The following is a 25205-nucleotide window of genomic DNA, read 5'->3' on the forward strand; positions in this document are numbered from 1 at the left end:
TATTCTGAAAGCAAGGGTCAAATCCAAAATAGACTCCTGGGTCATATGACAAAAACATGTCATCTTAAAACACCCAGGTCTTGCCATAGCGATAGCGAATGTCGACATTCATGCCACTACCGCTGCTATCATTCAGATTCGCCAGGCCTCGGAATCGCTCCAACCGAACAACCTGCTTCTGCTGCCCTTGTTCATCCTGAGTATAGGTCGGTGTGATGCTATACGTTAGCTCTATTGGCTCTAATAACCAGCGCAACAAAGCATTATTGGCCTCAATCCTAAAACAGTAGTAACCCTCTTGCGGTTCACTACAGTCAAATCTTTTCAACCTGAGTTTTATCAACCCCATACGTGCTGCTACGGGGAAATGAAATTGATGCACTTTTCCTTGAGTGAGGGTTTGCCAGTGTTCACGAATAAAATGATCAAAGCCAGCATCAATCACCAGAGGGTAACGCGGTTCAATCAATTTGGTATCCGGTTGCTGGTTTGCAGCCTGCTGATGGGTAATCGATAGCGCATTATCCTGCCAATCAATACTCATCATCTCACCGGTATTGAAATTACTTTGGGTGAATGCAGGTGTCAGTAGAGATCGGCTGTAATCAATATCCTTTTCCGCTAGCAACTCGCCATTGGCGGAATAATATTTAACACGATGATGGCGCCCATCATCGCTAAAATAATGCAACTCATGATAAAGCAGTACCGGACTGCTTAAGCTGTACGCCTGGCCGATAACATCGGCTTCAGGCTCCTGAAACCCCAATACCGGTGTCAGGTTTAGCCGACTGGCAGTAGCTGATTGTGCCGTTATGGCAACAATAACACTCAACAAAAACCCTTTAAGTCGTACGCTCCACATAAATCCTCCTCGCTACATACAATACTGAAGGAAATAACAGCAACCAGATACACGACATCACAGCCAGGCTTAACCATAATGGCTCGGCAAAACTAACCGGAGCCCAATGACTTCCGCCCAGATAAGATAAAGGCCCACTCACGGCGCCAAGGCATGCCGCTAACAACAAACGGTTATGAAGCCAGGAAAACAGATGACACAAGGTCATGCTGAACATAACCCAGACACACGCCAGCCATAGCGGCATCAGCATAGAGCCATCATCGTTGAGTAACACCCCGCTATAGAACAGTAGCGAATCAATGCTGCAGCCCATGCCACTGACACAGGCAATCAACAACCACTCGCGGCGCAGTGTTACAAAACCTGAAGCATGAATAAGTAACATGCAGAGGCAAGCCGACACAGCCCAAACCGAACCGCCAACCACCGCCAGCGTCCAACCGACCTGAAAGATTAATCCATTAACCCACCAGGGCCAGGATGGTTTAACGGTAGAATGGTTGAGGTTTGGCCTGGGGCTTGGCACAGAGCAGTTGTACGGTACTGATGGCTCGTTCACGGAAACCACCCTCACAGTAAGCTAAATAAAAGCCCCACATACGACAAAAGGTTTCATCAAACCCCTGCTGTTTAACGCGGGCCAGTTGACTCACAAAACGCTGATGCCAGTGCTGCAAGGTAATTGCGTAATCTTCGCCGATATCGTGAAGATCACAAATCTGCATATCCGTATCCTGGGCAACATGCTTTGCCATCACCGCATTGCTGGGCAAGCTGCCTCCCGGAAAAATATAACGCTGAATAAAATCTACAGAATGTTTTGCTTGTTCATAACGTTGATCGGCAATGGTTATCGCCTGGATCAGCATCAAGCCATCTGCTTTTAATAAATGTGAGCACTGACGGAAGAACGTTTGGTAATATTGATGCCCTACCGCTTCAATCATTTCAATCGAGACCAGCTTGTCATACTGGCCAGTTAAATCCCGATAGTCGTTTAGTAACAGGGTAACGAGATCTTCTACTCCCTCACGCTGAACAGCTTGTTGGGCATAGAGATATTGTTCTCGTGACAGGGTTGTGGTGGTTACCCGACAGCCATAATGCTTTGCCATATAAATAGCCAAACCACCCCAGCCGGTACCAATTTCCAGGACATGGTCTGAGTCGGTTAAATTGAGCTTCTGACAAACAAGTTCCAGCTTGTGCTGTGCCGCAAGTTCTAAATCACAATGTTTGTCGGTAAAAACAGCCGAGGAATACATTAACGATGTATCGAGAAACAGCTCAAAAAAATCGTTACCCAAATCATAATGGGCGGATATATTGCGCTTCGAACCCTGGCGGCTGTTGCGGTTCCCCCTATGGATAACCCGGGATAACAAACGCCCGATCCAGGGTCGGGAGCTATCCATACTGTTGAGCAGGTTCAGGTTTCGAGCCATAACACGCACAACCTTTACCAGATCCGGGCTATCCCAAAGCCCCTGCATATAGGCCTCGCCTGCACCAATACTGCCGCCTAACGCAATAAGCCGGTAAGCACTGGCATCGCGAATAATAAGGGTTGCATGCAGGTTGCTATCACAGCCTCGATCTCCAAAGCATACCGATTCGCCACGCTCTTCCAGGGTCAAAGATCCGACCTGTAATTTATTCAGGACCTTAAGCACGAGAGCACGGCTCCAGTTATCACTGACATGAGCCCAAAAGCCACGTCCTCTTGCACTATTGCTTAATTGCTTAGTGAGCGTTTTAGCAATACTGATATCAGTCATTGAGATAGGCCTCTCGTTTAGGATGATCAAAAAACGGGATACGTTTTACCCATAAAAGCAGTGCATGCCAGTAAATCCATGTAAACACCTTGAGCGTCATCAAGGGGTAGCGCCACAGAAACCGTCGCAAACTTTTTGCGGTAATGGCTTCTTGCTGCAACTGCAAATTGGCATAAAACTCACAGTTTTCTTTACGCCAATTGGCAAGATGAATATTTAATGCGTCACCGGGTTTATTACTTCGCCATGCGTATTGCATATCCATAGGATTAAACGGTGAAACATGCATTGCCTTGTCAAAGGTTATACGCTGGGTTTCCTTATCGGGATCACACGCCAGGACATAACTGTGACGCTCTCCCCACGGGGTGTTATTTACGTCTGCAACGATAGCCACAAGGCATTCGTTTTCATCAAAACAGTAGTAGGTACACAAGGGGTTCATGATAAAGCCAAAGTAACGTACATTGGCTAGCATTCTCACAGGCCCTGTTAAGGTGATACCCAACTCCTCTTTCACCCGCTGATAAATTGCCTGCTTTAATGGCACAGAGGCATCACCGAGAAAGTCTGACCTGACAAAGCGAGCTGGCGCCATAGGCGCAGTCGACCAGCCACGGGTTAATGAAAAGACTTCATCGATCTCATCCAAATCCAGATACAACATAAACACCGGATAACGCAGCGCATGTCGTTTGGGTTGCAAGCGCTGATGCTTTAACCAGCCGTGGTAAAGCGCACTCTTCACACCAATTCCTCCTGTGGTTGCGACAAGCCGTGGCGCGCCAACAGTGCCTGGGCTACCCGTAAGCCACTGCGGCAACCGTCTTCGTGAAAACCGTTGGCCCAGTAGGCACCACAAAACCAGGTGCGTTTACTGCCGTTGATATCATCCCAACTCTCAGCGGCCTTTACCGATTCTGGCGTAAATACCGGATGGGAATATTCATAACTACCGAGTATTTTTTCAGGATCGATATTCTCGGTATCGTTTAAGGTAACGCAAAAGGTTTCCGGAGCCTCTATCCCTTGCAGGATATTCATATTGTAAGTCAGGACAGCCCGATCCTGTTGCTGGCGTTTAATTCGGTAATTCCAGCTCGACCAGGCCAATTTCCGACTCGGCAACAAGCGCTCATCGGTGTGCAAGATCACCTGATTGTTCTGATAGGGAATATTGCCCAATACTTCACGCTCATCCAAGGTTGGATCTACCAAGGTATTGAGAGCCTGATCACTGTGGCAAGCAAACACCACATCATCATACACATCCTGCCCTGCAGATGACTCAACGATAACACCACTGTCGGTTCTTATAACGCGAGTCACCGGCGTCGAGCATTTAATCCTGTCTTTAAAGGATTTGGTCAACGGCTCAATGTACGCACGCGAGCCACCTTCAATCACCCGCCACTGAGGCCGGTGATTGACGCTTAACAAACCGTGATTGGCAAAGAAACGGGCGAAGAACAGCAACGGGAAATTCAGCATGGTTGTGGTGGAAGCTGACCAAATCGCACTGCCCATGGGAATTAAATATTTATTAATAAACGCCTGACCGTAACCATGTTCCTGCAAGTAGTCGCCTAGCAATTGCGTGCTTTCAATATCTCCAGCTTGCAGTTCTGTTAGTACCTGGCGGTTAAAACGTAAAATATCCCGTAACATACCCCAGTGGCGAGGGTTAAAAAGATTGCGTCGTTGAGCAAATAGGCTGTTAAGATCGGCCCCGCCATACTCCAGCCCAGTCATGTCACAGCTGACACTGAAGCTCATCTCGGTCGCTTTTGAAGCCACACCGATCTTATCCATCAGGCGGATAAAGTTGGGATAGGTCCAATCATTAAAGACAATAAACCCTGTATCGATGGCATAATGACGTCCATCGATGTCAACATCTTTTGTGGCCGTATGACCGCCAATATAATCGTTAGCTTCATATACGGTGACTTGCGCGCGTTCATGCAATTCATAAGCACAGGCCAAACCTGAAATCCCCGAGCCAATAATTGCCACTCGCGGAGCGTGTTTACCTGTTATGGTTTCAAAGCTTGTCATCACCTATGACCTCACCATGCGCGGACCGATATGACGATACCAGTAAGTTGTTAACATATGTCCAAGACCTATAAGCCAGTTTAGCCGACGGGGAAAACGTATATACAAATCACGCCGGCAGATACCTGCCAACATCATTTCTACCGCTCGCTCTACCGTTAACAAATAGGGCATATCGAAATCATTTTGGTCGGTTAAGGGTGTCTTTACAAAGCCCGGCTGGACAATACTGACATCAATACCCTTGGCCATTAAATCCACCCCCAAGGCCCCCAGGAAATAATCCAGTGCCGCCTTGGAAGCACCATAGGCTTCTGCCCTTGGAAATGGCACACGCGAAGCTAATGACCCTACGCCAATAATATGCCCTTCTCCATTTGGGTTTGCCTGCAGCAACGGCAAGCTTGCCGCGACAGAGTGTACGGCCCCCAGATAGTTAGTTTCCATAATCCGTGCCATCATCGACCAATCCGGCTGATCAATTTCAAAATATTCGCAGGTTCCCGCATTAAGAATCACACGGTCCAAATATTCGGTAGCATTCGATAGCGCCAGGCTCAGCGAATCAACACAATCAGGACGACTTAGGTCTGCAGTGATGACCACGATATTGTCATACTGCTCAGCAAGCTCCTGCAGCGGCTGGCCGCGCCTGGACGTCACAATCACCCGATTGCCATCTGCAGCCAAGCGCAGTGCCAAAGCGCGTCCTATGCCGCTACTGGCGCCGGTGATCCAAATAGTTTCTCCACTGATCTGCATAATGGCTTCTCTTCGTGATTCATTAACCGGTTACTTGTGCACTAAACGCCTTTTTAACCAACGGGTAATACTGCCCAACAAAGGTACATTTTCATAAAGCAGTGCCCCCATATCGTAGGTGTCTTCGTGATAATAGATTTTGTCCCTAAACTGAATATGGCTTATCCCGCGCACACTAATCACATCTTCGCCCAAGCTTTTATGGGAAAAATGCATATCCCACTTAATAAAGGCTGATCCCTCTTCCACAACCTGATCAAGATATTCAAACCGGCAGCAGCTAAGGTTCTCGCACAGATCGCTCATATAGGCATGCAAATCTGCCGCCCCTTTGAGGCTATGAACCGGATCCCGAAAAACCACAGCATCATCGTAGATATCGGTAATTCGCGATAAATCCGTCTGATGCAGGTTGCGGTAAAAGTCTTTAAAGCGGTTGATCTGCTTCAAACCTGACTCCATTCGTTGATCAAGGGTTAGGGTTGCCAAAATATACGTAGAACTTTTTCGCCCAGATCACTGATCTTTTTTCCCCGCTAAGGCGTATATTGGTGTGAATACAGATATAGTTAAGCTACCAGACCGGTTTATAGCCAACGTTATGAGTGCCAACCCAGCGCCTAAATTTGATCAGGATGTCCTGCTGCAGCTGATGCAGAAGATTGCTGTCGACCGTGACCGGCAGGCCTTCGCGCAGCTATTCGATCTACTGGCGCCACAGATAAAGGCCTATAGTCTGTCCCGTGAACCTGGGGCAAATCTGGTGGCCGATGAACTGGTACAAGAGGTATTGATCCGGGTCTGGCAAAAGGCTGATACCTACAACCCGGCCAAGGCCAAGGTCTCAACCTGGATATTTACCCTGGCACGGAACTGCCGCGTGGACTATCTGCGCCGCAATGGTCGATACGCCAGTGATATCGACCCGGAAGATGTGTTTATGGAACTCGAAGACCAAGCCGCAGGCCCCTTTGAGTCCACCCAGCAGCAACATGCGGCCAACAAGCTGCATCAAGGCCTGGAGCAGCTGCCCCAGGAGCAATCGCTGGTATTGAGCAAGGTGTATATGGAAGGCAAAACCCATCAGGAAGCTGCCGCAGAATTACAGCTGCCACTGGGGACCATCAAATCCCGTATACGCCTGGCCCTGCAAAAGCTGCACATAGCGTTAAAGACATGAGGATTGAAAGCCATGATTAGGCATCACCCACCTACCGAGGTGCTAGCCGCATACGCCGCAGGCAGCCTGCCTTTGGGTCATGGCCTGTGCGTTGCCGCTCACCTGCAGTACTGCCCCCAATGTCGCCAGCTTTCACGCCAGCTAAACCACCTGGGAGGAGAACTACTGGATCAACTGCCTGCAGCCGATATCAGCCATAACCTGCGCGATCAGGTGTTGGCACAACTCGACAGCAGGGACATTCCGGCTCAACCCGAGCCTCCACAAGCAGCCAGTCTGATACCTGGCTGCCTGCGCCAGCTGGTTCCAGAGGGCTTTGACGCCCTGCCCTGGACCCGACTGTCCCCATCGATACGAGCCAGCAAGCTCAGCCACGCCGATGGCGCCAAGGTAGAGTTGATCGCCATTAAGCCCGGAGGCCAAGTGGCTGCCCACAACCATACCGGTACGGAAATTACCGTGGTGCTTAAAGGCAGTTTTTCTGATGCGGACGGGGTCTATAACCAAGGCGATATTATCCTGCGCGATGAAAGCAATAAAAATCACCGCCCCATCGCCAGCCAGGACAGTGAGTGTATCTGTCTGACTGCCGTAGATGCGCCCATCGAATTTACCGGTTTCTTTGCCCGGTTGTTTAATCCATTGATCAGGCGCAGTCATTACGCCAGTTAGATGTACTGGAAGAGATACTTGTCTTCCCTATGTCATGTTATGGGCCTACACTGCGGCTTTTAACATTAAGTAACTCCATGCTCAGATCTCTGTCCCTAATCATCGCTCTTCTATTTACTGCTGAGTGTTTTTCCGCAGATCAACCCAACTGCCCGATTACTGAAAACCATATCAAAGCGCCAAGCGCTGGCTGCCTGACTCTGCTAGACGGACATTTACTGGTAATTAAGGCCTATAACGGCAAGATCAGCATACCGGGTGGTAGCGTTGATGTTGCAGAATCTGCTCAGTGCGGGGCCCACCGTGAGACTTGGGAAGAAACAGGATTACATGTACGCCCACAACAGTTGTTGCGAGTTTTCGACAATGGCTTCCATCTGTTTGAGTGTCTGCCCCCAACCGAAAGCATGCTAGGAGACACCTTAAAACCACCCTTCTGGTTAGAAATTCGCCAGGCTTTCTGGCTCAAGCCCGAGAATTTTGATCAGTACACTTGGCGCTATCCCGACCAGCGTCATTGGCTGGCGGAATGGATTAAAGACAATGGCGGAGCTGTTAGCCATTAATCGCCAGCAGCTCAACATCAAAGATCAGTGTTGCGCCTGGCGGGATAGTGCCAGCGCCGCGATCACCATAGGCAAGGTCTGCCGGGATAAACAATCGGGCTTTCTCCCCTACTTGCATCATTTGCACACCTTCGGTCCAACCTAAAATCACCTGGTTTAAGCTAAAGCTAATGGGCTCGCCTCGCTCAATTGAGCTGTCGAATACCTTTCCGTCCAGCGTGGTACCGTGGTAGTGCACCTTAACCCTATCGGTCGCACCGGGCTTATCCCCCTGCCCGGGATTGAGCTGCAGATACTGCAAACCTGATGCCGTGGTAACCACACCTTCTTTCTGGCCGTTTTCAGCCAGGAAAGCCTTACCTGCCTCTCGATTTGCCTCAGCGGCTTTCTTGCCATCGATATGGCGCCAACTAAAGAGAACCACCATTACGATAAAGATGACAATTACCAGGATATTACCCACTACGCGCTCCTTTGGCCTAGGCTAATTAAGTAGGCGGATTTTACCCCATCTCTAGCGTCAACGTGACCTTCACGGTAAAATCTGCCCCCAATGATGAACAACAGTTGGACTGCGTAATGGGAAGAGCGTTTCAAAACCGTAAAGAATCTATGGCCAAAACCTCCGACGCCAAGGCGAAGGTTTACAGTAAATACGGCCGCGAAATCTATGTTTGTGCCAAAAAAGGCGGTATCGACCCAGATGGTAACCTGACCTTGCGAAGCCTGATCGACCGCGCCAAGAAAGATCAGGTCCCTACTCACGTTATCGACAAAGCCATTGATAAGGCCAAAGGTGGCGGCGGTGAAGACTTTGATCCAGCCCGCTACGAGGGTTTTGGTCCAGGCAACTGCATGGTAATTGTCGAATGTTTGACCGATAACTCCAACCGTACCTACGGTGATGTACGCCTGTGTTTTAACAAAACCAAATCCAAGATCGGCTCTCAGGGTTCCGTATCCCACATGTTCGACCACTCAGCGATCTTCGTCTTTAAAGGCGACGACGAGGAAGCCGTACTGGAAGCGCTGATGATGGAAGACGTGGATGTTACCGATATCGAAGCCGCTGACGATATGATTACCGTCTTCGCCCCTCAGGCTGAATTCTTTAAAGCCAAGCAGGCCCTGCAAGGCGCCTTCGAAGGTATTGAGTTTGAAGTGGAAGAAATCCAGTTTGTTCCTCAAACCACAACCCCCATCAGCGAAGAGGACATGCCTATGTTTGAAAAGCTGCTGGAGATGCTTAACGATTGTGACGACGTACAGCGTGTATTCCACAACGCCGAAGTGTAGACGTTAAACGTTTAAATGCCCCAACAAAGCCTGCAACTCGCTGGCTTTGTTGTATTTTCAGTCTCTGAATTTTTCAGCATCAACTATTGCCCGGCCACCTTCCCGCTCAAGTAAATCCTCAAAGTAATTGTTCAGCGGCCCAATTAACGCGCTATGGCGTCTGCGCAGATAAGGGTAATAACTTAACTTCGGCAATTCTGAAACGGTGTACAGCGTTTTATTTATCTCGAAAGCTGACAATAAGAAACGAATGTTGACAGGAATATCGACAAAGTAATCTATCCTGCCTGCCGCCAGCATTTTCACCCCAAGCTCTGCAGACGTAACATCTATTACATCAAACTTACGTGGGTTTTCCAGCATCTGTTTGGCCAATGACGTTCCCCGCACATAGGCAATACGGCTGCCAGTCTCCAACTCATTAACATCGCGAATCATCCGCCTGGCCTGGGGGGAAATTACCTCGTACGACGTATGGGCAGTTGGTGTGGTTAGCCTGAGCAAGTCTGGGTGGTTGCTGTAAGGCGGGTTATTGCCACGACCACAAGTACCGTCCAGATTCCCCCGTAACAATTCAACCTCTTCTCTCGCTCGTGGCAAGGCAAATAGCTTGAACTCATAACCCAAAGCGTTAAAGGCCCTTCTGAAACTCTGCTCCATTTCGATAAACGCAGGAGATCGAGCAGGTAACGGACAGCCAAACACAATCAGCCTGTTTTTTAAAACCGGCAAAGCCTCTTCCGGGAAGGGGTTATAGGGATGACTTTCAATATAGCCGCTGATGGCTTCACTTATTACGGGGGTCAGTTCTCGAAAATGCGGACTTAAATACACATAAACCGGGAATGTCACAACATGACGCAGCCTTCGTAACTCATAACCACTACGCTGAGAGTAACCTTTAACCTGCGCCTCATAGGTAAGAATGGCATCCAGTTCCCCCCTCTCCAGCGCTTTAACGGCTTGATCTAATGACAAATAACCGCGAGTCCTGCTGAAACCCATTTGCTGCGCCAGGATAGGGGCATAGAGCACACCGTCAACATAACCAACGCGTACTTCAGCCAAAGGAAGGACTTGCAAGCTGGTCGCATTCGTCCCCCACAACGCAAACACGGCGCGGCGAAATGCAGGTTTCACCTGCACCAGATCGATCTTCTTGCGCTTATCGATATCGGCAATGCGACCACAATCTCCCGCCAACTCCCCCTTTGCCATACGCTCAAAAGCGCTGTCATCTCGAACCGTCTCAAAACGTAAGCTGTAGCCCTTCTCTGCTAGCGCTGGGCGTAGAATATTGCCAATAAACACCGTATCGGCCTGATATTGAGGACTTACACAACCAAAAACCAAGGGCTGTAGTGAAGCGTCATCTGGGCCAGTTGCAGCGTGCCCCAGTGTCACAATACCTAAAAAGAAATACACGCCTAGCGCCCAGGCGCTTACCTTAGCTGACATACCACCTCAATTACCATAACCTCAATTACCGTAACCTCAATTTTCGAGCTTTCTATTGATTGTAGTGCAAACAACGACAATCTCAGCTAGGCGCCGGTTCTATGATCAAGATCAATATCGCCCCTTTCCATACAGGTAGACTGAAATCGAAGATTAACCCAGCGAAGATAGATACAAGAGGATTTGTCTATGAGCACAACAATCACTGGCCACCATGTTGAAGTAACCGATGCCATCCGTGAAGCCGTCAATAGCAAGCTGGCAAAACTGAAAAAACATTTCCCCGATACCGCCAACCTGCAAGTCATTCTGACTGTCGAAAAGCATGGGCAAAGTGCCGAAGTGATTACCCATTATCTGGGACAGGATCTAACCGCTAAAGCAACCGCAGATGATCTATACCAAGCGATTGCGGAAGTTACCCAGAAACTGAATGGATTAATGTTGCGCCAAAAGGAAAAGGTAAAGTCTCACCATCATAAGCAGCCTAATCTGGCCGAGGCTGTTTGAACCAGAAATAGTAATGGCAACTGCACTTTCGGTTGCCATTATTCTCGAGCTTCTACATCCAACATTTCTTCCAGGTAAGGCAGAAATGCGTTACTCCCCTGCGCTTGAATTTGCGCTTTAAAGTGTTGCTCTAAGGGTTCTCTTAACGCTTTATGGCGAGTATGGATGTACGCGTAAAAGAAAATCGGTGGTAAATCAGAAACCACATAGAGCATTTTCCGAATATCAAGATTATTAAGCACATAATCCGACGCGGCAGGAAATCCGATAAAATAATCCACTCGCTCACCGGCCAGCATTTTTACGCCTAATTCTGCGTTGTTTACTCCCACTGGTTTTATATGGGGTGCACGCTTCAGAATTAATTCGGCCAGTTGTGTGCCCCTGACATAAGCTATTGTTGCCCCCTCCGGCAGTTGCCCTAAATCCTGTACCTGCTTGGCAGGCCGGCGGGAATATATTTTCAATTGGGTTTTCGTAACCGGCATACGAATACGCAACAGCGATTCGTGGTCGTTGTATGGCGAAACATTTCCCCTGGCACAGGTTCCATCTACCTCGCCACCTAAAAGCTCCGCACTTTCCCGCGCCCGCGGCATCGCCAGCATCTGAAAACCATAGCCCATCTTATTAAATGCCCTGCGATAGCCCTGCTCCATTTCGAAGAACGCCTGCGAGTGCTTAGGAACAGAGCATCCAAAAATAATCTGCCCCTCAGAAAGAGGAGGAATCACTTTATCCGGATAGGGGTTATAAGGTTTAACCTTTACTCTCGACACGATGGCTGCAGACAAGTCAGGTACCATAAATTGGTAACGTGGCTGCAAATAGATATACACAGGGAAGGTCACAAGATGCCTAAGCCGATACAACATTTTCTTAGACTGGTCGTTATAGCCGTTAACCAGGGCCTGATAGTTCAACATCACATTGATTTCACCTCTTAGCAATGCTGCAACCATCGCCCCCATGGAATCGTAACGATGCAAGTTGGTAAAACCCATTTGCGCCGCCAAAACCGGTGAAATCTGTGTAGTGGCCAAATACCCAACCCTTAACTTATCCGGGCTCACTTGGTGCAAGGGAAAGTCGACATCAAATCCCCACAAAGCGAACCTGACCCGCCGAATTGCAGGCTCCACGCGGATCAGGTTTAGGCCGGTTTTTTCATTGAACGACTCTATTCGACCACAATCCCCATCAAACTTCCCCTGCCGCAAACCTTCAACAACCGCGGGCCCCTGACCTGTCTTAAAAGCCAGATTAAAGCCATGTTGCTTCATCACCGGCGCCATAACCTCGGCCGTATAATCCGCATCTGGCAGCCCTCTTGGGCTAGTACAGCTGATGGTAATAGGCTTTTCGACCGCCAGCGTCAAGCTTGAGATCAACGCCATCAGGAGACATATCAGCCCCTTACCGCCATAGGCAATCAGGACTCCACAAGTAAGATGACCTTTTGTACAATGCGCGGCCATTTAAGAGATAACCCACCGAAAGAAGTACTGGATAACCTAATGATAGTAAAAGCCCTGCGTGAAGGCCTCGGACGCCTGATTGTCCTGATTGACTTTATTACCCGCCCCCGCAAGATGCGCCGCTCCGACGAGCAACAACAGCAGGTAGCCGAAGCGAGCAGTCAGCTGTCCTTATACCAGTTCTACGCCTGTCCTTTCTGTGTCAAGACTCGCCGTGCCATCCACCGCTTGAACCTGCCGATCACCACCCGTGATGCCTCTCAGGGCAGTGAATACCGTACAGAACTGGAATCCCAGGCAGGTAAGGTGAAAGTGCCCTGCTTGCGTATCGAGGAAGGCGATAAGGTGACTTGGATGTATGAGTCCAATGACATTATTTCTTATTTGGAACAGCGTTTTGGGGAGCCGAAGGCTGCTTAATTCCTCTGCTTCCTCTATACACTGATTATAAGTGATTGGTGCCACAACCCCGGTTTCCCCAAGGGCGGGAGGCACCTGCTCCCGGCTGCAAGACTTGTCCTGAGGCACTCGTACTGCGGAACTCGCTAACGCTCAGACAGTCCTCGTAAAACACTCCTGCCTCAGGACAAGTCTTAAACGCAGCCTGACTGGTCACTGGCACCTCCCGCCCTTGGGGAAACCTACCTTCAGTAAAATAAATACTTTTCAGTGCTGGCACAGAGGTTAGGAGGCGGTCGGGGAAGCTGCTCGTAGCAATCAGCCCATCGCTTAAGCGGCAGGAAAAAGTCAGGGTAGTCGCGGAGGTTGTTTGAGCGAATGCGAGTTTACGGAGCGCTGACTTTTTCCTGCCGCTTATGGGCGCGAAGAGCAGCTTCCCCGACCGCCTCCGGATTTAGAACCCCCAAGTTCCAATCCAGAACTTTACCTAGATTTACACTCCCAACCCCCTCCTAACCCTTGAATAAGTAACATCCGGGCCAATTATTGACAGATATTCGAAACGATAACGGGAGCACTATGTCTAACGATTCTGACAGTAATACGGACAACACCACCAAATCCCCCCGCTCCCTATCCGTACTCTTCCACCTATGGCAGTTTATGCGGCCCTACAAAGGTACCCTGTGGGGCGCAGGTATTGCTCTGGTGCTCACCGCTGGTATTACCCTCTCCATAGGCCAAGGGGTTCGTATCCTGATTGATGAGGGCTTTGTGGCCCAGTCTACCGAAGCCCTGACCCAAGCGGTATTTGTGATTATTGGCCTGTCCCTGTTGATGGCCATAGGAACCTACACCCGCTTTTACCTGGTCAGCTGGCTGGGCGAGCGGGTTACAGCCGACCTGCGCAAGGCTGTGTTTAACCATATTATTACCCTGCACCCGAGCTATTTTGAGACCAACCGCAGCGGCGAGATAATGTCCCGCCTCACCACCGACACCACCCTGCTGCAGAATATCATCGGCTCTTCCTTCTCCATGGCCCTACGTAGTTCCCTGACCTTTATCGGCGCCCTGATACTGCTGCTAGTCACCAACCTGAAGCTGAGTCTGATTGTGCTGCTGGGCGTCCCATTGGTGCTGGCTCCAATCCTGTTGTACGGCCGTCGAGTGCGCAAGCTGTCCAAGGCCAGCCAGGATTCCATTGCCGATGTGGGCAGTTATGCCGGTGAGATAATCCAGCATATTAAAACAGTGCAGAGCTATACCCGTGAATCCCATGAGCAACAGGCCTTTGGTAAGGAAGTAGAAACCGCGTTTGACGTGGCCCGCCGCCGGGTCCGCCAGCGTGCAATGTTGATTGCTACGGTGATCTTGCTGGTGTTTGGCGCCATTACTGGCCTGCTGTGGGTGGGCGGTAATGATATGCTGGCTGGCCGTATGACGGGCGGTGATCTGGGCGCATTCGTCTTCTACGCCATTATGATGGCCTCTGCCGTGGCAACCATCTCTGAGGTCTATGGTGAGTTACAGCGCGCGACAGGCGCCACTGAGCGGCTTATAGCGCTGCTTCAGGTTGATTCGTTGATTCCCTTTGACCAGGGTCAGAAAGTACGAAATGTGGACTCTGGGGACGATCAAGAAGCATTATTGGCCTTTGAGGATATTCAGTTCTGCTATCCTTCGCGCCCTGAACAACCTGCCTTACAACACCTGAACCTCTCAATCGCAGAGGGCCAAAGTCTGGCTTTAGTCGGGCCTTCCGGTGCGGGTAAATCAACTTTGTTTGAATTACTGCAAAGGTTCTACGATCCCGACCAAGGCGCCATCACTCTGGCCGGTACTGATATCCGAGAGCTATCCACCGAATCTTTACGCCAACAATTGGCTGTTGTGCCCCAACAACCCGCGCTGTTTACGGCCGATGTCTGGTACAACATCCGCTACGGCAAACCGGATGCGACCGATGAAGAAGTAATTGCAGCAGCCAAAGCCGCGCATGCCCACGACTTTATTGAAAAACTGCCTGACGGTTATAACAGCCATTTGGGTGAGCAAGGGGCACGCTTGTCCGGCGGGCAAAAACAGCGTATCGCTATTGCCCGAGCGATTTTAAAAGATCCAAAAATCTTGCTATTGGACGAGGCCACCAGTGCTCTGGATGCGGAAAGCGAATATCACGTGCAACAGGCACTGGAAACGCTGATGCAAAATCGCACCACACTGATTATTGCCCACCGCCTGGCAACCATCTTACATGCCGATCAAATCGCTGTTCTGGATCACGGCAAGCTGATTGCCCAAGGCAAACACTCTGAGCTGCTGGAAAGTTCACCGCTGTATAAGCGATTGGCGGATTTACAGTTTCAGGAGCCTATTGTTCCTGATGCCGTTTCTGCTGCGCCTGCTGCCACTGCCGCTGCAACTGATTGATAATCTCCTGTTCCTTCTGGGTCATACGCTGAGCGGTTTGTTTCAGCGTAGATTCAGAGGGAAAGGCTTCCTTATAGCGACCAAACAATTCTTTAGCTTCTTCCTGTTTTTCACTTTGCCACAGCGCCAAGATTTCCTCTAACCATTGTTGTGGCTGCCACTGCGGTTTTGCTGGCTTGGTTTTCTCCAAAGATAGTGATCTAGCAATAGCCGGCTCTGGTGATGCCACAGACTCTTCCTGGTCATACTCTTGCACCTGGCTTGGCGCATCAGTGCTATCTGCGAAAGCGCTAACAGCCGCTTCAGCTTCCTGCGGGGCTTCCGGCAACACAACCACTTCCTCCAACCGCTCACGTTTTGGAGCCTGTTGCATCAGTTTCGGTGGTGCATCGGGCATGCGTGCTTTCATGGCTGGCTGTACTTGCTTGCGCTCGGCTATGACCACAGACTCTGACTCTAAAACCGCCGTTGACTCACCACTTCCCTCAGCTCTTTCCTCAACACTATCCTCAATACGGGAATCCAACCAGGGCTGTTCATCTGGCATTTGTATCACCAGACTGATACTTAAGGTAATCACACACGCTGTCGCCGCCAGTGTTACCCATTGACGCGCTAAAAATACCGGTCTGCGAACTTCAGCATAACGGGAGGTATGACGAATGCGATCGGCCTGCTCCGCGGCACGGGCCATCACCTTATCATCCAACGAGGTAGGTGATTTGGCACTGGACGCTTGCTGATACAGCTCGGATAAAGCCTGATCAGATAGTTCTTCTGGCGGTGAAGGACGTTTATCGCTCATTCACTGACTCTCACATTCGTTGTTGCAGCATCCTGCTCATTTAATGTTGATCGCAATCGCTGTCTTGCATAACGAATACGGCTCTTCACCGTTTCCGCTGTCACTTCAGTAATGCTGGCAATTTCCTGCAAACTGAAGCCCTCTTCCTTTAAAATAAATGCCTCTCGCTGTTCCACCGGCAGCGCAACGATAGAAACTAACAATCGCTTACACTGCACCTGCTGCAGCATATCCTGCTCCTGTCCGGGCATAACCGCTTCCATACCCTTTTCTTCGGCCAAACTGTCCAAGCTATCCGTGTGGGTATTGGTGGGTCGACGTAAATAATCCGTTAACTTGTTGCGGGCAATGGTAAACAGATACGTCGAAAATTTAGCCTCGGGGCGGTAATGAGCCACCCTGTCGATCAGCGATGTCCAGGCATCCTGCGCCAACTCTTCGGCCAGGGCCGCATTACCACAGGCGCGCAGCAGAAAGTTGTACAACCGGTCTTTGTGCCGATTGTACAACTGGGTAAAGGCCGATGCGTCTCCCTGCTGGTAACAGCGCATCAGGGATTCATCGGATCGCAGCCGATGTAACAAAGCCATTGAGGTTAGCGAAGTTCCTTGCCGTTAACGCCTGCATGTGAATTTGAAGGTTGTGTTTGCAGGCTTTGGCTTAACTCTAGCAAACCAATAAATTCACCTCTATAGCCATGTTTATCCTGCCCCTTGGACTGCCTTGCCAACGCCAGGGCATCGGCGAACTGCCAATCACCGGTATACACCCCACCTTTCAGTAATTGCGCGTAGCCTGCAACTGCCGCAGCAAACTGTAAATTATCAGATGCTTGCTCAGGGCCGGACTGTATTTGTGAAACAAGAACGGGCTGTGACACCTCTCGACTCACTTTTCCACCGGGTTGCTTATAACGCAATTTTACAAAGGCCAACTCATTGCCGTGGGCAGCGGCTTTGTCTTCCTGCTGGCTACCGTAGCGCAATGGATCTATACGATCACCACCCGATCCCACCATACTGACTTCATATAAAGCCGTCACCGTATGCCCGGCACCAATATCACCGGCATCCACCTTATCGTTACGGAAATCTTCGCGATTTAATAAACGGTTTTCATAACCGATTAAGCGATACTCTGCGACCAACTGCGGATTAAACTCCACCTGAATTTTGACATCCTTGGCAATGGTGTGAAGCGTGGAGTCCATCTCCTTCACAAGCACCTTGTGCGCCTCCTTTAGGGAATCAATATAAGCGGCATTACCATTACCCACATCCGCCAGCTGTTCCATTAACGCGTAGTTGTAATTACCACTACCAAATCCCAAGGTAGTTAGCGAAACACCTTGCTCGCGTTTTTCCTCAATCAGATTTTTTAGTGCATCGTGATTGACTGTACCCACATTCATATCGCCATCACTGGCAATAATTACCCGATTGATTCCATCTTTAATAAAATGCTGCTGGGCCAGGTTGTATGCCAAACGAATACCCGCACCGCCATTAGTGGACCCACCTGCACTGAGGTTATCAATCGCCTGCATAATTTTATGTTTTTGATCACCCGGTGTTGAATCCAATACCATACCCGCAGCGCCGGCATAGACGGCTAATGCTATACGATCATTAGCATTCATTTTCTGCACCAGCATGTGCAGTGATTTTTTCACCAACGCTAGTTTATAAGGTGATTGCATGCTGCCCGAAACATCCACCAGAAATACCAAATTAGCTGCAGGTCGATCGGCTTCCGCCACTTCAAAACCCTTCAAGCCTACCTGCAACAGCTGAGTATCTTTATTCCAGGGGGTAACGGCCATTTCAGTATTGATAGAGAAAGGTACTTCCTGATTTTTTGGTAATGGATAGTCATAGCTAAAATAGTTGATAAACTCTTCTGCCTTCACAGCATTTTTAGGCGGCAACCTGCCCTCACGCATGACCATGCGACGCACATTACTGTATGCAGCAGTATCGACATCCACACTGAATGTGGAAACTGGGTCTTCACTGACGCGCTTAACGGGATTGTCATCTTGCGGTAAATAGTTTTCGCGATCGAGAGGTTCACTGGCGTGACGAATACCGCTCATATCATAGGCCACTGACGGAGCAGCTAACGCCGGTGAGGCCATTTGCGAATAAGCCTCTTGCTTGGCAACAAGCAATTTCCTCTCGGCAACGATGTGCCCTGCTATCGCTGCATCTGATTCCGCCTGATCATAGGCAACAATTTCTTCCAAGGGGGCTTCTGGCTCTGACAACTGCCCCTTCTGACTTGCCGGGTCTGCGGGTTGCTGCTCCTGACGCGCCAGCTGATCATTACTGCACCCCGATAAAACCAACCCAAGGGTAACAAAAGCCGTGGTCATCAATGGAATTTGGTACTGCCTGCTTTTCTGTCTGTTCATCATCTGTTCCTGCCATATATGTGGGCTAAAAGACTTTTTTGATACTTCTAATGCCTTAAACGTTGGCAAGACAAAAACGGGGTTAATAAAGGGCAAATAAATTTCAATTTTCTTGAGCCCAGCCCTGATATGGCGTAAAACAGCTTTCTATGATGCAGTACTTAGCAAAAACCCTCCTATTACTGTGGACTTTACTGGCCGCGACGGCGGAAGCCCGTACGCTGGTATTGGCCGCGAGTAACAACCCGCCGTTTTATGGCCGGGAGCTACCGCAGCAAGGCGCATTAACCCAGATCATCCGTGAAGCCCTGGCTATTCACGGGCACGATCTGGAGGTTAAGTTTTTACCCTGGACCCGGGCGATGGAATGGGCAAAGTCCGGTGTTGTCGATGGCATGATTGGGGTGTGGCACACACCAGAACGTGCCCAGCAATTGCACTTCTCTGATCCTATACTGACCAGTCGCATGGTGTTATATAAGCGCCGAGAAGATCCCATCCGTTATGAGCAGCCCCTAGACCTGCAAGGCAAGAACTATCGCCTGGGTTTAGTCCGAGGTTATGTCCTGCCAAAAGATTTACGGCAGACTAATTTAGAAATTATGCGGGTTACCCGCAACAATCAGTACTTCAGAATTCTGGCCGGCAAACGCGTGGACCTGGTGGTGGTTAACAATGAATATGCTCACCACCTTTTACAGCAATCCGATCACACAGACATTGCCAACGGTGTTGAACAGGTAGGTGATGTTGTTGGGGTTGAAAATCAGCACCTGGTGCTAACCAAACACCGTGCCCCCAATGACATGCTAATACAAGAATTTAATCTGGGCCTTAAGCTACTTCGGCAAAACGGCCGCTTTCGGACCATCATTGAACAACATAACTTCGAGAAAATTGACGAGGCCGACGCACTGTTTTATCAGCGTCAGACCTCGGAGGATGCTCAATAACATAGAGCCTTAAAGCTGAACTAACCCACTTACCTGATCACTTAATTCTTGCCGATGCGACTGTGACAGCTGCTTCCAAGCCGCCTGTAAATCTCGCCAAACCTGAACCTGAAAGGTTTTCACGACAGCTTTAAATGGATGACCGCGTAACTCTCCAGTATATAAGGCTCGATCTTTGCGCCAGGCAGCTTCGTTAAACAGGGTTTCACCCTGCTGTTTTTTCTCAAGGTAAGCCGCTTCATTTTGCTGCATTAACGGCAGGAAGACTTCACAGACCAATTCCAATAATGGCAGCACCTCATCACTGAGATACAAGGGCTTTTCGCTGATATTATGGCAGTGCCTTCCCGCACGAATGTCCACCAACCACTGGCGCAACTTCGGCGCACGAGCTTGCATGTCTTCATCGGCAGTCGGGTCATCCAGCAACATACCAAACATGCCATACAGGCTGGCATCCGCCATGGAGAACCGCTCGCCTAGCAAATAGGGCTGGACTCGTAAAATCTTCTCCAGGCAGTTGATAAAATCTGTCCAGGCATCATTTAATAAAGTGTGGGTTTGTGGCCAACCTTGTTTGATAGGGGCCGTTAAATAATCCGGTAACTGCGCATCATAACCCTGTGGCGGCATACTAAACAGATACGGCAAACGACTGGTCTGACGACGGGAAAACTCTCGGGCGAACTTTTCCTCGCCACTCCAGAACAACAAGCTGCCAAATTCTTTATGTAAACGTTTGCCGGCATCGTTGGTATGCGGAGAAATCGACCAGCGCATATGATGAACCAGATAAATACCAAACTCATCCATGGCATCATCAAGCAGCCTGGCAACAAACGCCAACTTCGGATCATCTGGCCACAGTGCAGGACGCAACTGAACCTGACCATCCAGCCAATAGGCAATGGCAGTAGAATCGTACTGGATACGCCCGTCTTCCTCGATCAGATAAGGCACTCCGGGGTACTCATCCAGATCGGTCATTTGCGGGTATTTATAGACTTTGTTACGGCGTTTACCCCACTCCACCTTCACTGCCCCCAGGAAGCTTTTTAAAGGCTGTGAAAGTTGCGGCAAACAACTGTAGGGAACGTCTTTAAACTGCAGACAAGCTTCAATTTTTAATGAAAACGGGGATAACTCCGAGGTCCAAAGGGTTACCTCTGACATACCACTACACTCCAACACAATGCTCTATAAGCTTACATCATAAGCCTGCTACAGCCTAAGTGACTGGTGAGACAGCGCCAGCTTGTATTGATAAAACGACAGCCCACCCCTAAACGACAAAGCCCGGCACAGGGCCGGGCTTTGAAGACATAAGGCGAAACGACAATTAGGCGTCGATCAGACCGTTCAAGGTCGCACTTGGGCGCATAGCCGTACCAACCTTCTCTACGTCTGGCCAGAAGTAGCCACCCATATCAACTGGCTTACCTTGGCAGTCAGTCAATTCAGTGATGATCTTGTCTTCGTTGTCAGCCAGAGACTTGGCCAGTGGAGCGAAGTGAGCTTGCAGCTCGGCATCGTCAGACTGAGCAGCCAGCGCTTCAGCCCAGTAGCGCGCCAGGTAGAAGTGGCTACCACGGTTATCCAGCTCGTTAACCTTACGGCTTGGGGACTTGCCCTCTTCCAGCAGCTTGCCAGTGGCCTGGTCCAGCGTAGTGGCCAGAACCTGAGCACGTGGGTTGGCGCTCTTGTTAGCAACGTCTTCCAGAGATACCGCCAGCGCCAGGAACTCACCCAGAGAATCCCAACGCAGGTGGTCTTCTTCTTCGAACTGCTGAACGTGCTTAGGCGCAGAACCGCCAGCACCGGTTTCGAACAGACCACCGCCCTGCATCAGAGGTACGATAGACAACATCTTGGCACTGGTACCCAGCTCCAGAATTGGGAACAGGTCAGTCAGGTAGTCACGCAGTACGTTACCGGTTACTGCAATGGTATCCAGACCCAGCTTCAGACGCTCCATGGTGTAACGGATAGCGCGGTCAGGGTTCAAGATATGAATCTTCAGGCCTTCGGTGTCGTGATCTTGCAGGTAGGTTTCTACCTTTTGAATCATTTGCGCATCGTGGCCACGACGGTCGTCCAACCAGAAGATAGCTGGCATACCGCTCAAGCGTGAACGGGTTACAGCAAGTTTTACCCAATCCTGGATAGGCTCGTCTTTGGCAGTAAACATACGCCAAACATCGCTCTGCTCCACGTTATCGTGTTGCAGCAGCACATTGCCTTCGCTATCAACAACGCGAACAGTACCGTCGGCAGGAATTTCAAAGGTCTTGTCGTGAGAACCGTATTCTTCAGCCTTCTGCGCCATCAGACCAACGTTAGGCACAGTACCCATTTTGGTTGGATCGAAGTTATCGTGGTGCTTACAGAAATTGATGATTTCCTGGTACATGGTGGCGTAGCAGCTATCAGGGATTACCGCTTTGGTGTCCTGCAGCTTGCCATCGGCACTCCACATTTTACCGCCGTTACGGATCATGGCAGGCATGGAAGCATCAACAATAATATCGGAAGGCACGTGCAGGTTGGTGATACCTTTATCGGAATCCACCATCGCCATTTCTGGGCGAGTTTCGTAGCACTTACGCAGATCGTATTCGATTTCAGCGCGCTTGGAGTAAGGCAGGTTATCGATCTTCTGCAGCACACTGCCCATACCGTCGTTAGGCTGAACACCCAGCTCACTCAGGGTATCGGCGTGCTTTTCCCAAGCCTCTTTAAAATACACAGTGACCGCATGACCGAAGACAATCGGGTCAGACACCTTCATCATGGTCGCTTTCATGTGCAGGGAGAACAGCAGGCCAGCGTTCTTGGCGCCTTCCATTTCCTCATCCAGGAACTTGCGCAGCGCGCGAGTGCTCATGAACTGGGCACTAACAACTTCTTTATCTTGTACAGGGACTTCTTTCAGTACAGTCACTTTACCGTCAGCTTCTACCAGCTCGATTTTCACGGTATCGGCTTTGGTCATGGTGGTAGAAATGTCGCTGGCGTAGAAGTCACCTTCACGCATGTGAGCAACGTGGGTGCGAGAAGCCTGACTCCACTTACCCATAGAGTGAGGGTTGTTGCGAGCGTACTGCTTAACAGCCGCTGGCGCGCGACGGTCAGAGTTTCCTTCACGCAGAACAGGGTTTACCGCACTACCCAGCACTTTGGCGTAGGTGGCTTTAATGGCTTCTTCTTCAGCGTTCTGAGGCTCTTCAGGGTAAGAAGGAATGTCGTAGCCCTTACCTTGCAACTCGGTAATAGCGGCAACCAGCTGAGGAATGGAAGCGGAAATATTTGGCAGCTTGATAATGTTGGCAGTTGGATCTTGAGTCAGCTCACCCAGCTCTTTCAGGCCATCGGCAACTTTTTGTTCTTCGGTCAGTTTGTCTGGGAAGTTGGCCAGGATACGGCCTGCGAGGGAGAGGTCTGAGGTTTCTACTTCTACACCGGCTGCGGCGGTGAAATGATTAACGATGGGGAGTAAAGAATACGTGGCCAGTGCTGGCGCTTCATCGGTTAAGGTATAAATAATCTTTGATTTTTTGTCTGACATAGATGACCCCAAAAACTTTGTTATTGACTCTTGATCTCACAGGTCTGCCGGGGTGCGCATCCGGCAGCCTCACGCCCCATCCATCTAGGCTTTTGGCGAAGATAGCGACGTGTCTCCACTAATACATGACCTTAGATCAAATATTAGACATACACCTATAAATTAGGCGTGCGCATAATACAGAATTTTTTTAGGCATTTATAGGTTGTAAAACTACAACTTTGGTTGAACAAGCAACTAAAGAACCTCTTCCCCACCTACCAGCAGAGAGGATTAATATTGAAAAAACAACTCTTCCCCTTCACACCTAAACCGCACATAACTAACTGTTTTAATTGGATTTTTTAATAACTCCTAGTTTAAATAGCAGACGCAAATCAGAGCGCTATAAAGCCTACAAATTACAACAAAACTGCCCGGCTACATTTTGTAAAAAAAATACCTACAAACTACAAAACCATCAAAATAAATGAGAACACCTCTCAACTGAGTAGTTTGAGGGCCCTATTTGAGGGCAAAAATATTACCCAAAATGGTGCAACTGGCAGACGACTACAAAAAGTAGGGAGATTCATGGTTTTCACTACAAAAGCAGATGCCTTTAGATAGGGCTTTATGGGTTTTGTACTATTGCCCCGGTTTACCCAAGGGCGGGTGGCACCTGCTCCCGGCTTCAAGACTTGTCCCCGGGCGCTCGCACTGCGGAACTCGCAAACAACGCTCAGACAGTCCTCGTCCACGCTCCCGCCCGGGGACAAGTCTTAAACGCAGCCTGATTGGTCGCTGGCACCACCCGCCCTTGGGTAAACCTACCTTCAGTAAAATTATCAAGATGGGGTCTGACCCACTGGGTCAGACCCCGGGCCTCTTGGGTAAACCTACCTGAGGATAAATAAACAAAAAATTGGAATTAGCACAGTGGTAAGGAGGCAGTCGGTGGGGCTGTTCGGAGCAATCAGCCCATCGCTTAAGCGGCAGGAAAAAGTCAGGGTAGTCGCGGAGGTTGTCTGAACGTTTTATGTGAGTTTACGTAGCGCTGACTTTTTCCTGCCGCTTATGGGCGCGGAGAACAGCCCCACCGGCTGCCTCCGATTTAGAACTACGTTAATGCAGTCTCAGCCTCTGAGGTAGTCTTACGACGCCAAGTAATAAGAACCGCTGCAACCAACATCTGCAGACCACCATAGAGCAACAGTGTAAACAGGACTAAATCACCTATAGGATCCACCTGCCCCACTACTGCAGGAAACAAGGAAGCTTTCAGCATTACCCCCAAGTTAACATTACGTACCACCACTTCCATATCAATGGCAGTCGCATCTTTGGAGGACAAACCCAGCGAACGACAGGTTAACCAGCTGACCAGAGCCATCACAAACAACAGCAAAGTCACCAGCAACAGATTCGTAACACCAAAGGCTTCCACATCCAATCTACCGGAGGCGGAGGAGCCCACAACAATCATAATCAGGCCCAACAGTGAAGCTCGTACACACCAGGTAGAGAAGGTCTGTGCCGTCCCAGGGAAAACACGTAAGAACAACATACCCATACCAAGCGGCAACAAGAGCGTAAGCGCAATCTCTTGCATGATTTGCCCACGCGGCATGACAAAATCAGCGGGCATATATTTCGCAATTAACACTTCCAGAATCAGCGGTGTAGTAATCAGACACGCCAGTGTTGTGAGCGCAGTGATAGTGATCGACAGCGCGATATTGCCACGAGCAAAGTGGGTGAAAATATTGGAAGAGGTTCCACCGGGAATCGCCGCAATTAACGCAATACCAACAGCTACGCCTCCCGTGATGCCGAAGGCCTGAATAAAGACAAACGCCACCAGAGGCACGAGCAGCAACTGAATCGCATTTCCCGTCGTAACCGCCTTGGGTTCTAGCAAGACTTCGCGGAAATCCTTGGGCGTCAGGGTTGCCCCCATTCCCAGCATGGCTGTTACCAGCTGGAAGACTGCAAACCAGTATTCATGCTCTATATAAAACGTGCCCATATT

Annotated in this window: 24 protein-coding genes; 8 read left to right on the forward strand and 16 right to left on the reverse strand. The window is 49.8% G+C overall.

What is annotated here, in order from left to right; genetic code table 11:
- Positions 1–64: 64 nt before the first annotated feature.
- The 7 genes from ACGHZ6_RS14325 to ACGHZ6_RS14355 are packed head-to-tail and all read right to left on the reverse strand — an operon-like array spanning position 65 to position 5916.
- Positions 65–865 carry a hypothetical protein gene (locus ACGHZ6_RS14325; protein ID WP_390614658.1) on the reverse strand — a complete coding sequence of 267 codons (801 nt, stop codon included), beginning with the start codon at positions 863–865 and terminating at the stop codon, positions 65–67.
- Entirely contained in the window at positions 846–1427 is a 582-nt protein-coding gene (locus ACGHZ6_RS14330) for a DUF2878 domain-containing protein (RefSeq protein ID WP_390614659.1), read from the reverse strand. The genes ACGHZ6_RS14325 and ACGHZ6_RS14330 overlap by 20 nt, the downstream gene beginning before the upstream one ends.
- Positions 1354–2646 carry a class I SAM-dependent methyltransferase gene (locus tag ACGHZ6_RS14335; RefSeq protein WP_390614660.1) on the reverse strand — a complete coding sequence of 431 codons (1293 nt, stop codon included), beginning with the start codon at positions 2644–2646 and terminating at the stop codon, positions 1354–1356. The genes ACGHZ6_RS14330 and ACGHZ6_RS14335 overlap by 74 nt, the downstream gene beginning before the upstream one ends.
- Positions 2639–3394: a DUF1365 domain-containing protein gene (locus ACGHZ6_RS14340; protein WP_390614661.1), complete on the reverse strand. Its 756-nt coding sequence runs from the start codon at positions 3392–3394 to the stop codon at positions 2639–2641. The genes ACGHZ6_RS14335 and ACGHZ6_RS14340 overlap by 8 nt, the downstream gene beginning before the upstream one ends.
- Positions 3391–4704 carry an NAD(P)/FAD-dependent oxidoreductase gene (locus ACGHZ6_RS14345; RefSeq protein WP_390614662.1) on the reverse strand — a complete coding sequence of 438 codons (1314 nt, stop codon included), beginning with the start codon at positions 4702–4704 and terminating at the stop codon, positions 3391–3393. The genes ACGHZ6_RS14340 and ACGHZ6_RS14345 overlap by 4 nt, the downstream gene beginning before the upstream one ends.
- A gap of 3 nt (positions 4705–4707) precedes the next feature.
- Positions 4708–5466 (reverse strand): SDR family NAD(P)-dependent oxidoreductase, encoded by a 759-nt coding sequence (locus tag ACGHZ6_RS14350; protein ID WP_390614663.1) that lies wholly within the window; start codon positions 5464–5466, stop codon positions 4708–4710.
- A gap of 30 nt (positions 5467–5496) precedes the next feature.
- Entirely contained in the window at positions 5497–5916 is a 420-nt protein-coding gene (locus ACGHZ6_RS14355) for a nuclear transport factor 2 family protein (protein WP_390614664.1), read from the reverse strand.
- Between the two features lie 103 nt (positions 5917–6019).
- Here ACGHZ6_RS14355 and ACGHZ6_RS14360 point away from each other — a divergent pair, with 103 nt between their 5' ends.
- The 3 genes from ACGHZ6_RS14360 to ACGHZ6_RS14370 all read left to right on the forward strand — a co-directional run bounded on the left by ACGHZ6_RS14360 (position 6020) and on the right by ACGHZ6_RS14370 (position 7884).
- Positions 6020–6646 carry a sigma-70 family RNA polymerase sigma factor gene (locus ACGHZ6_RS14360; protein ID WP_390614665.1) on the forward strand — a complete coding sequence of 209 codons (627 nt, stop codon included), beginning with the start codon at positions 6020–6022 and terminating at the stop codon, positions 6644–6646.
- 12 nt (positions 6647–6658) lie between these two features.
- On the forward strand, positions 6659–7318 hold the full coding sequence (locus ACGHZ6_RS14365; RefSeq protein ID WP_390614666.1) for a ChrR family anti-sigma-E factor: 660 nt from the start codon (positions 6659–6661) through the stop codon (positions 7316–7318).
- Positions 7319–7395: 77 nt separating this feature from the next.
- Positions 7396–7884 carry an NUDIX hydrolase gene (locus ACGHZ6_RS14370; RefSeq protein ID WP_390614667.1) on the forward strand — a complete coding sequence of 163 codons (489 nt, stop codon included), beginning with the start codon at positions 7396–7398 and terminating at the stop codon, positions 7882–7884.
- On the opposite strand, the gene ACGHZ6_RS14375 is transcribed toward ACGHZ6_RS14370, so the two are convergent.
- A complete protein-coding gene (locus ACGHZ6_RS14375; RefSeq protein WP_390614668.1) occupies positions 7874–8347 on the reverse strand; it encodes an FKBP-type peptidyl-prolyl cis-trans isomerase in 474 nt (157 codons plus the stop codon). The two genes, ACGHZ6_RS14370 and ACGHZ6_RS14375, sit on opposite strands and share 11 nt — an antisense overlap.
- 116 nt (positions 8348–8463) lie before the next feature.
- Here ACGHZ6_RS14375 and ACGHZ6_RS14380 point away from each other — a divergent pair, with 116 nt between their 5' ends.
- Positions 8464–9180, forward strand: a complete 717-nt coding sequence (locus tag ACGHZ6_RS14380; protein ID WP_390614669.1) for a YebC/PmpR family DNA-binding transcriptional regulator — start codon at positions 8464–8466, stop codon at positions 9178–9180.
- A 57-nt stretch (positions 9181–9237) separates the two neighbouring features.
- Here ACGHZ6_RS14380 and ACGHZ6_RS14385 read toward each other — a convergent pair whose 3' ends face one another.
- Positions 9238–10638: a hypothetical protein gene (locus ACGHZ6_RS14385; RefSeq protein WP_390614670.1), complete on the reverse strand. Its 1401-nt coding sequence runs from the start codon at positions 10636–10638 to the stop codon at positions 9238–9240.
- Between the two features lie 189 nt (positions 10639–10827).
- On the opposite strand from ACGHZ6_RS14385, the gene hpf reads away from it, so the two are divergent.
- Positions 10828–11148 (forward strand): ribosome hibernation-promoting factor, HPF/YfiA family, encoded by a 321-nt coding sequence (gene hpf, locus ACGHZ6_RS14390; protein ID WP_390614671.1) that lies wholly within the window; start codon positions 10828–10830, stop codon positions 11146–11148.
- A 38-nt stretch (positions 11149–11186) separates the two neighbouring features.
- On the opposite strand, the gene ACGHZ6_RS14395 is transcribed toward hpf, so the two are convergent.
- The gene (locus ACGHZ6_RS14395; protein WP_390614672.1) at positions 11187–12626 is read right to left on the reverse strand and encodes a hypothetical protein; all 1440 of its coding nucleotides are present in this window, start codon (positions 12624–12626) and stop codon (positions 11187–11189) included.
- Between the two features lie 39 nt (positions 12627–12665).
- On the opposite strand from ACGHZ6_RS14395, the gene ACGHZ6_RS14400 reads away from it, so the two are divergent.
- Both ACGHZ6_RS14400 and ACGHZ6_RS14405 read left to right on the forward strand, forming a co-directional pair.
- Positions 12666–13046, forward strand: a complete 381-nt coding sequence (locus ACGHZ6_RS14400; RefSeq protein ID WP_390614673.1) for a glutaredoxin family protein — start codon at positions 12666–12668, stop codon at positions 13044–13046.
- Positions 13047–13604: 558 nt separating this feature from the next.
- Positions 13605–15458 carry an ABC transporter transmembrane domain-containing protein gene (locus ACGHZ6_RS14405; RefSeq protein WP_390614674.1) on the forward strand — a complete coding sequence of 618 codons (1854 nt, stop codon included), beginning with the start codon at positions 13605–13607 and terminating at the stop codon, positions 15456–15458.
- Here ACGHZ6_RS14405 and ACGHZ6_RS14410 read toward each other — a convergent pair.
- The 3 genes from ACGHZ6_RS14410 to ACGHZ6_RS14420 are packed head-to-tail and all read right to left on the reverse strand — an operon-like array spanning position 15400 to position 18679.
- Complete coding sequence (locus ACGHZ6_RS14410; RefSeq protein WP_390614675.1) at positions 15400–16263, reverse strand: hypothetical protein; 864 nt, start codon at positions 16261–16263, stop codon at positions 15400–15402. The genes ACGHZ6_RS14405 and ACGHZ6_RS14410 overlap by 59 nt on opposite strands.
- Entirely contained in the window at positions 16260–16853 is a 594-nt protein-coding gene (locus ACGHZ6_RS14415) for a sigma-70 family RNA polymerase sigma factor (RefSeq protein ID WP_390614676.1), read from the reverse strand. Before ACGHZ6_RS14415 ends, ACGHZ6_RS14410 begins: the two co-directional genes overlap by 4 nt.
- 5 nt (positions 16854–16858) lie before the next feature.
- Complete coding sequence (locus ACGHZ6_RS14420; protein ID WP_390614677.1) at positions 16859–18679, reverse strand: von Willebrand factor type A domain-containing protein; 1821 nt, start codon at positions 18677–18679, stop codon at positions 16859–16861.
- Between the two features lie 146 nt (positions 18680–18825).
- Here ACGHZ6_RS14420 and ACGHZ6_RS14425 point away from each other — a divergent pair, with 146 nt between their 5' ends.
- On the forward strand, positions 18826–19629 hold the full coding sequence (locus tag ACGHZ6_RS14425; protein WP_390614678.1) for a substrate-binding periplasmic protein: 804 nt from the start codon (positions 18826–18828) through the stop codon (positions 19627–19629).
- A gap of 9 nt (positions 19630–19638) precedes the next feature.
- Here ACGHZ6_RS14425 and ACGHZ6_RS14430 read toward each other — a convergent pair whose 3' ends face one another.
- The 3 genes from ACGHZ6_RS14430 to ACGHZ6_RS14440 form a co-directional block, all read right to left on the reverse strand.
- Positions 19639–20802, reverse strand: coding sequence for a glutathione S-transferase family protein (locus ACGHZ6_RS14430; RefSeq protein ID WP_390614679.1), 1164 nt, complete (start codon positions 20800–20802; stop codon positions 19639–19641).
- Between the two features lie 166 nt (positions 20803–20968).
- The gene (locus ACGHZ6_RS14435) at positions 20969–23194 is read right to left on the reverse strand and encodes an NADP-dependent isocitrate dehydrogenase (protein ID WP_390614680.1); all 2226 of its coding nucleotides are present in this window, start codon (positions 23192–23194) and stop codon (positions 20969–20971) included.
- A 1099-nt stretch (positions 23195–24293) separates the two neighbouring features.
- The gene (locus ACGHZ6_RS14440; RefSeq protein ID WP_390614681.1) at positions 24294–25202 is read right to left on the reverse strand and encodes a bile acid:sodium symporter family protein; all 909 of its coding nucleotides are present in this window, start codon (positions 25200–25202) and stop codon (positions 24294–24296) included.
- Between the last annotated feature and the right edge of the window lie 3 nt (positions 25203–25205).

Source organism: Maricurvus nonylphenolicus, assembly GCF_042854845.1.
Classification (GTDB): Bacteria; Pseudomonadota; Gammaproteobacteria; order Pseudomonadales; family Cellvibrionaceae; genus Maricurvus; species Maricurvus nonylphenolicus.

Bases quoted from the DNA above. Each gene is read 5' to 3' on its own strand.
- ACGHZ6_RS14325 (WP_390614658.1), bottom strand. From the start codon at position 865: ATGTGGAGCGTACGACTTAAAGGGTTTTTGTTGAGTGTTATTGTTGCC.
- ACGHZ6_RS14335 (WP_390614660.1), bottom strand. From the start codon at position 2,646: ATGACTGATATCAGTATTGCTAAAACGCTCACTAAGCAATTAAGCAAT.
- ACGHZ6_RS14345 (WP_390614662.1), bottom strand. From the start codon at position 4,704: ATGACAAGCTTTGAAACCATAACAGGTAAACACGCTCCGCGAGTGGCA.
- ACGHZ6_RS14350 (WP_390614663.1), bottom strand. From the start codon at position 5,466: ATGCAGATCAGTGGAGAAACTATTTGGATCACCGGCGCCAGTAGCGGC.
- ACGHZ6_RS14365 (WP_390614666.1), top strand. From the start codon at position 6,659: ATGATTAGGCATCACCCACCTACCGAGGTGCTAGCCGCATACGCCGCA.
- ACGHZ6_RS14370 (WP_390614667.1), top strand. From the start codon at position 7,396: ATGCTCAGATCTCTGTCCCTAATCATCGCTCTTCTATTTACTGCTGAG.
- ACGHZ6_RS14380 (WP_390614669.1), top strand. From the start codon at position 8,464: ATGGGAAGAGCGTTTCAAAACCGTAAAGAATCTATGGCCAAAACCTCC.
- ACGHZ6_RS14385 (WP_390614670.1), bottom strand. From the start codon at position 10,638: ATGTCAGCTAAGGTAAGCGCCTGGGCGCTAGGCGTGTATTTCTTTTTA.
- hpf (WP_390614671.1), top strand. From the start codon at position 10,828: ATGAGCACAACAATCACTGGCCACCATGTTGAAGTAACCGATGCCATC.
- ACGHZ6_RS14395 (WP_390614672.1), bottom strand. From the start codon at position 12,626: ATGGCCGCGCATTGTACAAAAGGTCATCTTACTTGTGGAGTCCTGATT.
- ACGHZ6_RS14400 (WP_390614673.1), top strand. From the start codon at position 12,666: ATGATAGTAAAAGCCCTGCGTGAAGGCCTCGGACGCCTGATTGTCCTG.
- ACGHZ6_RS14405 (WP_390614674.1), top strand. From the start codon at position 13,605: ATGTCTAACGATTCTGACAGTAATACGGACAACACCACCAAATCCCCC.
- ACGHZ6_RS14410 (WP_390614675.1), bottom strand. From the start codon at position 16,263: ATGAGCGATAAACGTCCTTCACCGCCAGAAGAACTATCTGATCAGGCT.
- ACGHZ6_RS14415 (WP_390614676.1), bottom strand. From the start codon at position 16,853: ATGGCTTTGTTACATCGGCTGCGATCCGATGAATCCCTGATGCGCTGT.
- ACGHZ6_RS14420 (WP_390614677.1), bottom strand. From the start codon at position 18,679: ATGATGAACAGACAGAAAAGCAGGCAGTACCAAATTCCATTGATGACC.
- ACGHZ6_RS14425 (WP_390614678.1), top strand. From the start codon at position 18,826: ATGATGCAGTACTTAGCAAAAACCCTCCTATTACTGTGGACTTTACTG.
- ACGHZ6_RS14430 (WP_390614679.1), bottom strand. From the start codon at position 20,802: ATGTCAGAGGTAACCCTTTGGACCTCGGAGTTATCCCCGTTTTCATTA.
- ACGHZ6_RS14435 (WP_390614680.1), bottom strand. From the start codon at position 23,194: ATGTCAGACAAAAAATCAAAGATTATTTATACCTTAACCGATGAAGCG.
- ACGHZ6_RS14440 (WP_390614681.1), bottom strand. From the start codon at position 25,202: ATGGGCACGTTTTATATAGAGCATGAATACTGGTTTGCAGTCTTCCAG.